The sequence below is a fragment of the Micromonospora sp. NPDC047670 genome, from assembly GCF_043204915.1.
Taxonomy (GTDB): domain Bacteria; phylum Actinomycetota; class Actinomycetes; order Mycobacteriales; family Micromonosporaceae; genus Micromonospora.
Genome location: NZ_JBIDDA010000001.1, coordinates 551994 through 563949 on the forward strand (window position 1 = coordinate 551994; position 11956 = coordinate 563949).

At 75.2% G+C, this 11956-nt stretch carries 13 protein-coding genes; 7 read left to right on the forward strand and 6 right to left on the reverse strand.

What is annotated here, in order from left to right:
* Nucleotides 1–89: 89 nt before the first annotated feature.
* Together ACGF7U_RS02635 and ACGF7U_RS02640 are read right to left on the reverse strand one after the other, a co-directional pair.
* Nucleotides 90–707, reverse strand: a complete 618-nt coding sequence (locus ACGF7U_RS02635) for a DUF1003 domain-containing protein (protein ID WP_393102319.1) — start codon at nucleotides 705–707, stop codon at nucleotides 90–92.
* Complete coding sequence (locus ACGF7U_RS02640) at nucleotides 700–1983, reverse strand: magnesium transporter MgtE N-terminal domain-containing protein (protein ID WP_393102320.1); 1284 nt, start codon at nucleotides 1981–1983, stop codon at nucleotides 700–702. The genes ACGF7U_RS02635 and ACGF7U_RS02640 overlap by 8 nt, the downstream gene beginning before the upstream one ends.
* A 33-nt stretch (nucleotides 1984–2016) precedes the next feature.
* Here ACGF7U_RS02640 and ACGF7U_RS02645 point away from each other — a divergent pair, with 33 nt between their 5' ends.
* Entirely contained in the window at nucleotides 2017–2886 is an 870-nt protein-coding gene (locus tag ACGF7U_RS02645; protein ID WP_393102321.1) for a PhzF family phenazine biosynthesis protein, read from the forward strand.
* 93 nt (nucleotides 2887–2979) lie between these two features.
* Complete coding sequence (locus tag ACGF7U_RS02650; protein ID WP_393102322.1) at nucleotides 2980–3489, forward strand: hypothetical protein; 510 nt, start codon at nucleotides 2980–2982, stop codon at nucleotides 3487–3489.
* 182 nt (nucleotides 3490–3671) lie between these two features.
* On the opposite strand, the gene ACGF7U_RS02655 is transcribed toward ACGF7U_RS02650, so the two are convergent.
* Nucleotides 3672–4412, reverse strand: a complete 741-nt coding sequence (locus tag ACGF7U_RS02655; RefSeq protein WP_393102323.1) for an HAD family hydrolase — start codon at nucleotides 4410–4412, stop codon at nucleotides 3672–3674.
* Between the two features lie 106 nt (nucleotides 4413–4518).
* On the opposite strand from ACGF7U_RS02655, the gene ACGF7U_RS02660 reads away from it, so the two are divergent.
* The 3 genes from ACGF7U_RS02660 to ACGF7U_RS02670 all read left to right on the forward strand — a co-directional run bounded on the left by ACGF7U_RS02660 (nucleotide 4519) and on the right by ACGF7U_RS02670 (nucleotide 7566).
* The gene (locus tag ACGF7U_RS02660; protein WP_393102324.1) at nucleotides 4519–5481 is read left to right on the forward strand and encodes a DMT family transporter; all 963 of its coding nucleotides are present in this window, start codon (nucleotides 4519–4521) and stop codon (nucleotides 5479–5481) included.
* Between the two features lie 172 nt (nucleotides 5482–5653).
* Complete coding sequence (locus tag ACGF7U_RS02665) at nucleotides 5654–6178, forward strand: SigE family RNA polymerase sigma factor (protein ID WP_393102325.1); 525 nt, start codon at nucleotides 5654–5656, stop codon at nucleotides 6176–6178.
* Nucleotides 6175–7566: a WD40 repeat domain-containing protein gene (locus tag ACGF7U_RS02670; RefSeq protein WP_393102326.1), complete on the forward strand. Its 1392-nt coding sequence runs from the start codon at nucleotides 6175–6177 to the stop codon at nucleotides 7564–7566. The genes ACGF7U_RS02665 and ACGF7U_RS02670 overlap by 4 nt, the downstream gene beginning before the upstream one ends.
* Before the next feature lie 101 nt (nucleotides 7567–7667).
* On the opposite strand, the gene ACGF7U_RS02675 is transcribed toward ACGF7U_RS02670, so the two are convergent.
* Nucleotides 7668–8423: a GNAT family N-acetyltransferase gene (locus tag ACGF7U_RS02675; protein WP_393102327.1), complete on the reverse strand. Its 756-nt coding sequence runs from the start codon at nucleotides 8421–8423 to the stop codon at nucleotides 7668–7670.
* Between the two features lie 40 nt (nucleotides 8424–8463).
* Nucleotides 8464–9288 carry an SDR family NAD(P)-dependent oxidoreductase gene (locus tag ACGF7U_RS02680; protein WP_393102328.1) on the reverse strand — a complete coding sequence of 275 codons (825 nt, stop codon included), beginning with the start codon at nucleotides 9286–9288 and terminating at the stop codon, nucleotides 8464–8466.
* A gap of 126 nt (nucleotides 9289–9414) precedes the next feature.
* Between ACGF7U_RS02680 and ACGF7U_RS02685 the strand changes: the two genes are divergently transcribed.
* Nucleotides 9415–10371 (forward strand): HpcH/HpaI aldolase/citrate lyase family protein, encoded by a 957-nt coding sequence (locus tag ACGF7U_RS02685; protein WP_393102329.1) that lies wholly within the window; start codon nucleotides 9415–9417, stop codon nucleotides 10369–10371.
* 52 nt (nucleotides 10372–10423) lie between these two features.
* Here the strand turns inward: ACGF7U_RS02685 and ACGF7U_RS02690 are convergent, their stop codons facing one another.
* Nucleotides 10424–10930 (reverse strand): DUF4190 domain-containing protein, encoded by a 507-nt coding sequence (locus ACGF7U_RS02690; protein ID WP_393102330.1) that lies wholly within the window; start codon nucleotides 10928–10930, stop codon nucleotides 10424–10426.
* A gap of 120 nt (nucleotides 10931–11050) precedes the next feature.
* Here ACGF7U_RS02690 and ACGF7U_RS02695 point away from each other — a divergent pair, with 120 nt between their 5' ends.
* Nucleotides 11051–11956 carry an SDR family NAD(P)-dependent oxidoreductase gene (locus tag ACGF7U_RS02695; protein ID WP_393102331.1) on the forward strand — a complete coding sequence of 302 codons (906 nt, stop codon included), beginning with the start codon at nucleotides 11051–11053 and terminating at the stop codon, nucleotides 11954–11956.

The window sequence follows — 11956 nt, forward strand, 5'->3', positions numbered from 1 at the left end:
GACCGCGGTTGGGGGTGGACGGCGTACGGCGCGAAGTGGGACGATCGAGGCGAACGCCGCTCGCCCGGCCCCTTGGGGCAAGCGGCGTTTCACGCGTCCCGGCCCTCCGGCCGGCCGTCCCGGGCCCAGTCCCCGTCCAGGTCGTCGCGGGGCTCGTCCAGCCCCTCCCCGCCGAACTCGCGCTGCGCGGCCCGCTCCTGTTGGCGGCGCTCCAGCCGCTGCCGGCGGTGGCTCGCCTCGTCCAGCTCCTCGGCCAGCCGGGCCAGCTCGGAGCGGAGGAAGTCCCGGGTCGCCACCTCACCCATCGCGTTGCGCAGCGCGGCGATCTCGCGGGCCAGGTACTCCGTGTCGGCCTTCTGCATGGTCGCCCGCCGGCGGTCCTCCTCCAGCGACACCCGGTCCCGGTCGGCCTGGCGGTTCTGCGCCAGCAGGATCAGCGGGGCCGCGTAGCTGGCCTGCAGGGACAGCATCAGGGTCAGGAACGTGAAGGTGTACGGGTCGAAGCGCAGGTGCGCCGGGGCCAGGGTGTTCCAGCCGAACCACAACGCGATCACGATCGTCATGTAGACGATGAAGTTCGCGGTCCCCATCCCCCGGGCGATGCCCTCGGACCACCGGCCGAAGGCCTCCGGGTCGAACCGGGGCAGCTTGACGCCCCTGGGCTCGCGCGGCTGGTCGAGCCGCTGCGCCCGCCGCTGGTCAGCCATCCGCGCCGCCCACCGGCTCGGAGGGGGTCGGGCTCGCGCCGGCGTCCCGGTCCCGCCAGTCGCGGGGCAGCAGGTGATCCAGCACGTCATCGACCGTGACCGCGCCGACCAGCCGGTTGTTGCGGTCGATCACCGGCATGGCGACCAGGTCGTACGTGGCCATCCGGCGGGTGATCTCCGGCAGCGGGGTGGTCGCCCGCAGCGGGTCGATGTCGTTGACCACCACCCCGCCGAGCAGGTCCGCCGGCGGCTCGCGGAGCAGCCGCTGGAAGTGCACCATGCCGAGGTAGCGGCCCGTCGGCGTGGTCATCGGCGCCCGCGACACGAAGACCTGCGCGGCGATCGCGGGCGAGAGCTGCGGTTCCCGGATCCGGGCCAGCGCCTCGGCGACGGTGGCGTCCGGCGGCAGGATGACCGGCTCGGAGGTCATCACGCTGCCCGCCGTGCCGGGCGTGTACTTGAGCAGCTGACGCACCGGGTCGGCCTCGTCCGGCTGCATCAGGTCGAGCAGCACGTCCTGCTCCGGCGGCGGCAGCTCGCTGAGCAGGTCGGCCGCGTCGTCCGGATCCATCTCCTCCAGCACGTCGGCGGCCCGCTCCCGGTCCAGCGCGGCCAGGATCTCCACCTGGTCGTGCTCCGGCAGCTCGCTCAGCACGTCCGCCAGGCGCTCGTCGTCCAGCGCGGCGGCGACCTCGTTGCGCCGGGCGTCGGGGAGGTCCTGGAGGGCGTTGGCGAGGTCGGCCGGGCGCATGTCCTCCAGCACCGCGAGGAGGTTGGCGGTGCCCCGGGTGTCGGCGATGCCGCTGAGCCCGCGTACCCGTTCCCACTCGACCTGGTGCAGGTGACCCCGGCGGGTCAGCCGGCCGGTCTGCTCGCGTACGGCCACCCGGGTCAGCGACCACTCGCCGCCCCGGCTGCACTCCATCGCCACGTCGACGACCGAACCGGGCTGCCCGCCCGGCTCGACCTGCACCCGCCGGTCGAGCAGCTCCTGGAGCACGAGCAACTCGTTCGGTCGCTTCTCGAAGCGCCGCAGGTTGAGCGTGCCGGTGCCGAGCACGACCGCGTCCGAGTCGATGGAGGTGATCCGGTTGATGGAGAGGAAGATGCGCCGCCGCATCGGCATCTCGGCGACCAGACCGACCACCTCGGGTGGGCGTTGCGTCGGTCGCAGCCGGGCCACGGCGTCGCGGATCCGGCCCACCTGGTCGCCGTTGGGGTCGAAGACGGCGACCCCGGCGAGGCGGGCGATGTAGATCCGGGTCGGCGTGGTCACGGGCACCAGCCTAAGCGCCTAGTGTTTATCAACATGTCGACCTTGGCCTACGAGATCGTGGACGTCTTCACCGACCGCCCGTTCGCCGGCAACCCGCTGGCCGTGGTGTTCGGCGCCGAAGCGCTGGCCACCGAGCAGATGCAGGCGCTCGCGTGTGAGTTCAACCTCTCCGAGACGGTGTTCGTGCTCCCGCCCACCCAGGTCGGCGCCACCTACCGGGCCCGCATCTTCACCCCGGCCGAGGAGCTGCCCTTCGCGGGGCACCCCAGCGTCGGCGCGGCGGTGACCGCCAGCCGCCGGGGCATGTTCGGTGCGGGGCAGGTCACCCAGGAGTGCGGCGCCGGCGTGCTCCCGATCGAGGTGACCGCGACCGGGGCGACGCTGACCGGCGGCGTCCCCACTCTCGGCCCCGAGCTGGACCCGGAGCCGCTGCTGGAGATGGCCGGGCTGAACGCGGACGACCACGTCGGTCCGGCGCCCCGGGTGGCCGGCTGCGGGCTGGAGTTCCCGTACCTCCCGGTCCGTCCGGACGCGGTGGCCCGCGCCCGGGTCAACGCGGCGGCGGCACAGCGGTACGGCGTGGAGCACGTCAGCGTCTTCTCCTGGGACGCCGCCGCACAAACCGCGCACGCCCGGGTCTTCGTTCCCGGCCTCGGTGTGCCGGAGGACCCGGCCACCGGCTCGGCCGCCCTGGGGCTCGGGGTGTGGCTGGTCGCCAGCGGCCTGCTGCCCGCCGACGGACGCGCGGAGTACACCGTCCACCAGGGCATCGAGATCAACCGCCCGTCCGTGCTGGCCTGCACGGTGACCGCCGCCGGTGGCCAGGCGGTGGGCGCCACCGTGGCGGGCCACGTGATGCCGGTGGCCCGGGGCGAGATCATGGTCCCCCCTTTCGTCGGCTGACCCCGGTGGCCGGCCGGTGGCGCCGTGGCCGGCGCCGACCCGGTGGACCGGGTGAGGCTGACGGGACCGGGGCGGGTGCGGGAGGATGCCGGGGTGACCGACGCGGACCGGACCAGCACGCCGCTGGTCGACGAGGCGATGAAGAAGGCCGCGGTGGCCTGGGTGAGCGTGCCCGGCGGGCCGGCGCTCGCGCTCTGGTGCGTGCCCCTGGAGGGGGCGCTCTTCGTGGTCAGCGGCCCGGGCGAGCAGTCCGCGCCGGGGTTGGCCGCCGCCACCGAGGCGCAGGTCACCCTCCGCGGTGACCACGGCGGGCGGATCGTCACGTGGCCGGCCCGGGTGAGCCGCCTGGCGCCCGGCACCGAGCACTGGGAGACCACCGCCCCGCTGGTCGCCGCGAAGCGCCTGAACGCGCCCGGGCCGACCGCCGACCTGGTGGCCCGCTGGGCGGCCGAGGGCTGCGCCGTGAACCGGCTGGCCCCGGCCGGGGAGCCGCTCGCCGGCGCCGACCTGCCCGCCGGCTCGCTGGCCGAGGTGCCCCGCGAGACGCCGGCGGTCCGGGCCACCCGCAAGCCGTTCCGCCTGCACCGCGTCCGCCGCCGCTGAGCCCCGCGACCGGTCACGCCGCCGAGCCGGGCGACCGGTCACGGCGCCGAGGCTGGTGGCCGGTCACGGCGCCGAGGCTGGTGGCCGGTCACGGCGCCGAGCCCGGCCGGCCGCCGGTCACGCCGCCGCATCGGAGGTGCCGCTGGTCGGGTCGGGCGCGCCGTCCAGGGCCGGGGCGCCGGTCAGAGGCCACAGCCGGCGGGCACCGGCGCGCCCGCCTGCTCGGCTGCGGGCGCCACCGTCCCCTCGACCAGGTCGATCACCTCGTCGAGCGAGCGCAGCACGTGCCCGCGCCAGGTCGCGTCGGCGTTGAACACCATGTGTTCGGCCAGGTCCGGCGCGGCCAGCCGCACCGCGGTCATCCCGGCCCGCTCCGCCCCGGTCAGCTCCTGGCTGCCGCCGTCGCCGACGTAGAGGCAGTCCGGCGCCGCCAGGCCGAGCCGCCGGCAGGCCGCCTGGTAGAGCGCCGGATCCGGTTTGCAGCGCCCGACCTGCACCGAGAAGACCTGGACGTCGAGCAGCGGGGCGATCGGCAGCTGGGGCAGGAACGCCGGCAGCTCGTGGGTGCAGTCGCTGATCACGCCGGTCCGCAGGCCGCGTCGGCGCAGGGCGGCCAGCGTCGGCACCGCCTCGTCGCGCAGCCGGGTGTCGGCGCGTACGGCCCGGTGGCGGGAGGCCACCGCCGACCGGACCGCGTCGTCCGAGGGATGGACGCCGGCCTGCTCGCACACCCAGCGCAGGGTCGCCTCGGCGTTGCCGAACCGCCCGCAGGCCCGCTCGTAGAAGGTGCGGTCGAGCACGTCGACGAGCGTGCCGGGCGAGCAGCCGAGCAGCTCGGCGGTCGACCGGTGCGCCGCGCCCCGCTGGACGGAACGGGTCAACGTGCCGAAGAAGTCGAACAGCACCGCCTGGAAGGTGGGCATGGGGGAGCGCCTCCGGGCGGTCGAGGGGTCGCCGGCGCGGACAGGCATGATCGTAACCGAGCGTTGACGGTCCGTGCTGGCCCCCGTCGTGTGAGGATTGCTCCCCGTGTCCACCGCACCACACCGCCCGCCCCCGGACCCGGTGACCACCGGGGCGCTCGCCCTGGCCGTCGTGGCCGTCTCGTCGTCCGCCCCCCTGGTGGCGTTCGCGGCGGCGCCCGCCCTGGCCGTCGCGTTCTGGCGCAACACGCTCTCGGTCGCCGTGCTCGGCCCGTACTCGCTGGGCCGGCGGCGGGCCGAGTTCCGGTCACTGACGGTCGGCGGCGGGCGGCGCGACGGCCTCTACTGCGTCCTGTCGGGGGTCGCGCTCGCCGCCCACTTCGCGACCTGGATGCCGAGCGCCCAGCTCACCTCGGTCGCCGCGGCGACGGCGCTGGGGGCCACCCAGCCGGTCTGGCAGGGGCTGATCGCCCGCGGTCAGGGTCGCCGGCTGCCGCTCGTCGTGTGGGCCGGCATCGGGGTGGCGGTCGCCGGGGCGGGCCTCGCCACCGGCGCGGACTTCGCCGGCTCGGGCCGGGCCTTCGCCGGCGACCTGCTCGCGGTGGTCGGCGGCATGTTCGCGGCGGTCTACACCGCGTTCGGCGAGCGGGCCCGCACGACGATCAGCACCACCACGTACACCACCATCTGCTACGGCGTCTGCGCGCTGCTCCTGCTGCTGGTCTGCCTGGTGGGTGGGGTGCCGCTGACCGGCTTCGACACCGGCACCTGGGCCGCCGTGCTCGCCCTGGTGGCCGGCGCCCAACTGCTCGGGCACTCGATGTTCAACTACGCGCTGCGCCGGGTCTCGGCGACCACGGTCAGCGTGCTGATCCTGCTGGAGGCCCCGGGCGCGGCCCTGATCGGCTGGGTCTGGCTGGGCCAGCTGCCCCGGGCCACCGCCCTGCCCGGCCTGGCGCTGCTGCTGGCCGGCGTCGCGGTGGTGGTGCTCGGCGGCGCCCGCGCCGCCCGCCGCGTCCCACCGGCCTCCACCGCCGTCCCGGCCGACGCGGGCCCGCTGCGCGACTGAACCGCGCCCCTTCTGCGCCGCCGTCCCGGCCGGCATCGTCGCGGCCGCCGCCGTGCCGGGACGGGTGCGGGACCCGGGTGGTGGCCGCCGGCCTTTCCGGTGCAGGCCGACCCAGTAGGTTCCCTCCGCGACGACCCCTGCCGGCGTCTGCTCGGGTGAGGAGGGATGTTCGTTGACTTCTGATGACCGCGCCCGAGCCGGCTTCGCCGAACTCGTCCGCGCCGAGACGGCCGGGCTGACCCGGTTCGCGTACCTGCTGACCGGCGATCGGCACCACGCCGAGGATCTGGTGCAGGTCGCGTTCGCCCGGGTGGCCGTGCGCTGGGAGCGGCTCGACGATCCCGGGGCGTACCTGCGCCGGGTGCTCTACACGCAGGCGGCGAACTGGTGGCGATGGCGGCGCGCCCGCCCGCCCGAGCGACTGGGCGCGGCGCTGCCCGAGCGGGCCGCCGCGCCCGACGACGTCGACCTGCGGCTCGCGCTGCGGGCGGCGCTGGACCGGCTGACGGTCCGGCAGCGGGCCGTGCTGGTGCTGCGCTACTACGAGGACCGCAGCGAGGCCGAGACCGCGGAACTGCTCGGCTGCCGGATCGGCACGGTCAAGAGCCAGACGCGGCACGCCCTCGGCAGGCTGCGCGCCCTCGCCCCTGAGTTGGCCGATCTGGCCGGCCGGAAACCGCAGGAGATGCACCGATGACCGATCGACTCACCGCGGCGTTGCGCGGCCTGGCCGACGGCGTGCCGGCCGCCGCCGTGCCGGCGGACCTCTTCGACACCGCCCGGCGCCGGCACCGGGGGCGGCGGGCCGCTGCGGCCGGCGCGCTCGCCGTCCTGGTGCTGGTCCTCAGCGTCGGGTACGCGCTGCGTCCGGTCGCCCTGCCGGCGCCCGCGGCTTCCCGCGTCGACGCGCCCGGTCTGCCGTCCCGCCTGGTCGCGCCGCGACCGCTCACGGCATCCGTCGACGGGTCGCCGCCCGGCCCGGCGGCGGCGCTGTTCGGCGGCCCGGCGGTGCGCAGCGACTGGCACGAGACCCGGATGGCCGTGGTGGCCGCCGGGGCCGACCGCTACCGTCGGTTGGACGCCGGCCCGGCCTCGCCCGGGTTCGACGCGCTGCTCTCCCCGGACGGCCGGCACGTCTGGGCCGGTGGGCGGCTGCTCGACCTGACCACCGGTGAGCACACCGGCGTCGGCGTGCAGGGGCACCCGCTGGCCTTCGCGCCCGACGGCAGGCGGCTCGCCTACGCGGCGGAGGACACCTTCACCGCGCCGAACACCTACGCCACCCCGTACGTCGGCCTGTACGACCGGGAACGCGGGGCCGACGTGCTGCGGGTCCCGGTCGGGACGGCCTGGGTGCCGCCGGGGCGGGCCGCCGTCACCCCGGACGGGGGCACCCTCGCCATTCAGGTCCGCGACGAGGTGTGGCTGACCCGGGTCGCCGACGCGGGCGCCGACGGCACCGCCGCGCCCTACCTGAAGCTGCCGGTGGGCGGCGGGCGGCTGGCCGGGCCGGGTGCGTGGCTGCCCGACGGACAGTCGGTGGCCGTCGTCTCGCGGACGACCTGCGGGCGCTGCCCGGGCCCGGAGCCGACCTACCGGCGTAGCTGGCGTCTCGTCGTTCCGACCCGGCTGACCGCTGCCTCCTTTCCGACGGTGAATTCCGCCACCTTCATGCAGGTGCTCGGCTGGCGGTCGGCGGACGAGGCGGTCGCGCTGGTGGGCGTGCCCGGGCCGGACGCGGTCAACCGGCCGGACGAGCACGACATCGCGAGCAGCCCCTACCACGAGCCGGGCACGACGGCCGTCCAGGTGGTGCTGCTGCGCCGGGGCGCCGCCGCACCCGAGGTGCTGTGGCGCACCCCGGACGGCGTGACCGAGCTCTCGGTCGCCGCCGACCTCGCGGTCGAGGGTGCGGTCCGAAAGGCCGGCGAGCCCGACTTCGGCCCGCCACCGTCCTGGCTGGTCGCCCTCGGGCTCGCCGGCGTGACCCTGCTGGTCGGGGCCGGGGCCGGCCTGGTGCGCACCCGACGCAGGAGGCGGCGTGCGCGGCCGGCGGGTGAGGTGGCGTCCGCGTCGGGCGGGTGAGGCGGCGTCTGCCTCGGGCGGGGTTAGGCGGCGTACGCGGCCGGTCGATGAGGTGGGGTCCGGCCCCGCGCGCCGCCTCGGCTCGGACGACCACCGCGCCGTCAGGCCTCGTGGACCTCCAGCACCCGGGCGGTCGGCGCGGCGTCGCCCAGCGCGGCCCGCGGCGCCACCCGTTCCGGGTCGGCCAGGAAGGCGTCGTAGCCGTCGCGGGTGTCGAAGCGGATCACGTGCACCTCGGTGTGCCCGTCGCCGGTGCGCAGCCGACGCTCCAGCCGCCCGCCGTGCCGCCCGAGCAGGCCCAGCACCGTGTCCTCGTACCGCCGGCCCGCCTCGACCTCGGGCAGCTCCACCAGGGCGACCACGCGCACCGCGTCGGCCGGGTCGGTGACCAGCGACTTCCAGAAGTGGTGGTCGACGTGGCCGCCGGGGATGCCCTCCCGCCGCCCGGTGTCCAGGTAGCCGTTGCGGCGGTAGAAGTCCGGCGCCTGGAACGAGAACGAGGCGACCGAGATCTGGGTGCAGCCGCGTCGGCGGGCCTCCTCCTCGGCGGCGCGCAGCAGCCGGCCGCCCCAGCCCTCGGCCCGGCGGTCCTCCCGCACCCACACAGTGTTGATCCCGGCGCAGTCGCCCCACGTCCAGCCGGTCAGGCCGGCGACGATCTCCCCGTCGGCGTCGGTGACCCGGACGGAGAGGTCGGCCTCGTCGTCCGCGCCGGTCGCCGAGTTGTTGAAGGCGGTCAGCTCGGCGTCGATCCGGGCCGCCAGCTCCTTGTCCGCGCCGAGCACGCGCAGCGTGTCGCCGTCGCCGGCCGTGGCGTCCCGCCGGTCGTGCGCGGTGGTGTCGTTCCCCGTCGTCATGCGGCGGAGTATGGCAGCGGTGCGATCGCGGGCGACAGCGCTATCCCGGGACGCCGACCGCCTCGGCGCTGGTCGCCCAGAGCCGGGCCGCGAGCTGCGGGTCGGCCGCCTTGCGCAGCGGCCGGCGCGGTCGCCGGTCGGCGTAGTAGCCGCCGGTGCGCAGGCGCGACGGGTCCTGGTTGGCGAGCCAGACCAGCGTCTCCGCCCCCTTCTCGGGGCTGCGGAACGGCAGCAGCCGCATGCCCAGGGCGACCAGCCGGCTGTCGTTGCCGAACCGGGTGCGCACCACGCCGGGGTGGAAGCTGTACGCCGGAACGTCCGGCCAGCGTCGGGCCGCCTCGGCGGTGAACAGGATGTTCGCCTGCTTGCTGGTGCCGTACGCCTGCATCGGGCGGTAGCGGCGCAGCGGGGCGTTCAGGTCGTCGGGGTCGAGCGCGCCGCTGCGGTGCGCGCCGGAGGCGGTCACCACCATCCGGCCGATCCGGTCCCGCAGCAGGTTGCTGAGCAGGAACGGGGCCAGGTGGTTGGCCTGGATCGACAGCTCGAAGCCGTCGACGGTGGTGAGCGGCTGGAGGACGATCGCGCCGGCGTTGTTGACCAGCACGTCGATCCGGTCGTACGCGGCCCGCAGCTTCTCGGCCAGCCGACGGACGTCGTCCAGCACGGCGAAGTCGGCCCGGAACAGTTCGGGCCGCTCGCCGGACGCCTCCCGGACCTGCTCCGCCGCGGCCTGGAGCCGGGCCGGGTCCCGGCCGACCAGTACCACCTGGTCGTTTCGGCGCGCCAGGTCGACGGCGGCCGCCAGCCCGATGCCCGAACTGGCTCCGGTCACCACCACCAGCCGACGCCCAGTGAGATCTTCCACAGGTCCATTCACCCCGGTCACGGCACGAGGTTACCGTGGCGTCACAAAGCCCTTTGGGATCGTTAAGTCCTTGCATCTCGTCAGGTGGCGTCGGCGTGCCCGCCGCACGCTGGAAGGAGCGCATCCATGGCCGCAGTCGGTCGCCCCCGCCGGTCCTGCCTCGCGGTACCCGGCTCCAGCGTCAAGATGCTCGGCAAGGCCCAGGGCCTCCCCGCCGACCAGGTCTTCCTCGACCTGGAGGACGCGGTCGCCCCGCTGGCCAAGCCCGACGCCCGGAAGAACATCGTCGCGGCGCTCAACGAGGGCGACTGGTCGGGCAAGACCCGCGTCGTGCGCGTGAACGACCTGACGACCCCGTGGACCTACCGGGACGTCATCGACGTGGTCGAGGGGGCGGGCGCGAACCTCGACTGCATCATGCTGCCGAAGGTGCAGAACGCGGCCCAGGTGCAGTGGCTCGACATGACGCTGACCCAGCTGGAGAAGACGCTCGGCCTCGAGGTCGGCCGGATCGGCATCGAGGCGCAGATCGAGAACGCCGCCGGCCTGGTCAACGTGGACGCCATCGCCGCCGCCTCGCCCCGGGTCGAGACGATCATCTTCGGCCCGGCCGACTTCATGGCTTCGATCAACATGAAGTCCCTGGTGGTCGGCGCCCTCATCCCGGACTATCCGGGCGACCCCTACCACTACATCCTCATGCGCATCCTGATGGCGGCCCGGATGCACGACAAGCAGGCCATCGACGGCCCATTCCTGCAGATCCGCGACGTGGACGCGTTCCGGGAGGTGGCCAAGCGTTCGGCGGCGCTCGGCTTCGACGGCAAGTGGGTGCTGCACCCGGGCCAGATCGACGCCGCGAACGAGGTCTACTCGCCGGCCCAGGCCGACTACGACCACGCCGAGCTGATCCTGGACGCGTACGAGCACTACACGTCGGAGGCGGGCGGCAGGCTCGGCGCCGTGATGCTCGGCGACGAGATGATCGACGAGGCGTCCCGCAAGATGGCGCTGGTCGTCGCGGCGAAGGGCCGGGCGGCCGGGATGACGCGGACGTCCAGCTTCACCCCGCCGGCGGAGTAGACGGCCGGGTCCTTCCGTGCCGCCCCGGCCACACCGGGGCGGCACGGTGCGTTCAGTAGCTGCTGCTGGAGTCGGACTGCGTGATGGCGAAGACGATGGCCGCCACGTAGAACAGGATCAGCAGCACGAACAGGCCGGTGAGGATCCAGCCGACGATGATGGCGGCCTTCGCCATGCCCTCGCCGCCCTCGCCGGTCTGCCGGATCTGCTTCTGCGCGACGTGACCGAGGATCGCGCCGACCGGCGCGGTGATGCAGGACGCGAAGCCGACCAGGGAGAGCACCAGGGCGGCGATCGCCATGCCGTTGGTCTTCTGCGGTGCGGCGTAGCCGTACACCGGGTAGGCCGGGGCCGGGTATCCGGCGGCGGGCTGGTCCGAGGTCTGCCTCATGCCGGCGTACGGGTCACCGCCCGCGTACGGGTCGGCCGGGGCGTACGGGTCGGCGGCGGTGGGCTGGGTGGGGATGGGCTGACCGCTCACCGGATCGGCGGGCGGGCTCGACTGCTGGCCCGACCACGCCGGGTCGTTCCAGCCGCCGGACGGCGGGGGATTTGTCATTCGTCTACTCCGTTGGGTGCGGGTGCGCCCGCCAGGGTAGTCAGGTCGACCCACACGCTGGGGGGTCGCCACCGGGTGTGCCGCGTTGCCCGAGCCTGGGGAAGCGGGCAGGATCCTGGCATGGTGATTGACGCGCGAGCCGCGGACCGCTCCGGAAGCCGACCGAGACGGGACGCGAGCCGCCCCGGCCTGGCCCGGCGTACCCGCGCCGCCGCACCGGCCGGCCCCGCCGGCATCGACGAGCCGGCGCCGGTGCCCGACCCGGTGACCATGCGGCTCGACGGGAAGGTCGCCCTGGTCACGGGGGCAGGCAGCGCGGACGGCATCGGGTACGCGACGGCCCGCCGGCTGACCGACCTCGGTGCCCGGGTGGCCATCGTCTCCACCACCCGGCGCATCCACGAGCGGGCCGGCGAGCTGGGCGTGACCGGCTTCGTCGCGGACCTCACCGACGAGTCGGAGGTCGGGGCGCTCGCCGACGCGGTCACCGAGCAGCTCGGCGACGTGGAGGTGCTGGTCAACAACGCCGGGCTGGCCAGCCGGGCGAGCCCCGAGGTGCTGCGCCCGGTCGCGCAGCTCAGCTACGACGAGTGGCGCGGCGAGATCGACCGGAACCTGACCACCGCGTTCCTGTGCAGCCGCGCCTTCATCGGCGGGATGGCCGAGCGGGGCTGGGGCCGGATCGTCAACCTCGCGGCGACCGCCGGGCCGGTCAACGCGCTGCCGACGGAGGCGGCGTACGCGGCGGCCAAGGCGGGCGTGGTCGGGCTGACCCGGGCGCTGGCGATGGAGATGATCGCCGACGGGGTGACCGTCAACGCGGTCGCGCCGGGCACCATCCACACCGCGGCCTCCACGGTCGCGGAGATCAGGCAGGGCCTCGGCACCCCGGTCGGTCGCCCCGGCACGCCGGACGAGGTGGCCGCCGCGATCGCCTTCCTCTGCTCGCCGGCCGCGTCGTACATCACCGGGCAGATGCTGGTGGTGGACGGCGGCAACAGCGTCCGGGAGGCGCAGTTCCGGTGA

Excerpts from the sequence above, each read along its gene's own strand:
- ACGF7U_RS02655 (WP_393102323.1), bottom strand. The coding sequence starts at position 4,412 with ATGCCCACCTTCCAGGCGGTGCTGTTCGACTTCTTCGGCACGTTGACC.
- ACGF7U_RS02675 (WP_393102327.1), bottom strand. The coding sequence starts at position 8,423 with ATGACGACGGGGAACGACACCACCGCGCACGACCGGCGGGACGCCACG.
- ACGF7U_RS02685 (WP_393102329.1), top strand. The coding sequence starts at position 9,415 with ATGGCCGCAGTCGGTCGCCCCCGCCGGTCCTGCCTCGCGGTACCCGGC.
- ACGF7U_RS02690 (WP_393102330.1), bottom strand. The coding sequence starts at position 10,930 with ATGACAAATCCCCCGCCGTCCGGCGGCTGGAACGACCCGGCGTGGTCG.
- ACGF7U_RS02695 (WP_393102331.1), top strand. The coding sequence starts at position 11,051 with ATGGTGATTGACGCGCGAGCCGCGGACCGCTCCGGAAGCCGACCGAGA.
- ACGF7U_RS02670 (WP_393102326.1), top strand. The coding sequence starts at position 6,175 with ATGACCGATCGACTCACCGCGGCGTTGCGCGGCCTGGCCGACGGCGTG.
- ACGF7U_RS02635 (WP_393102319.1), bottom strand. The coding sequence starts at position 707 with ATGGCTGACCAGCGGCGGGCGCAGCGGCTCGACCAGCCGCGCGAGCCC.
- ACGF7U_RS02645 (WP_393102321.1), top strand. The coding sequence starts at position 2,017 with ATGTCGACCTTGGCCTACGAGATCGTGGACGTCTTCACCGACCGCCCG.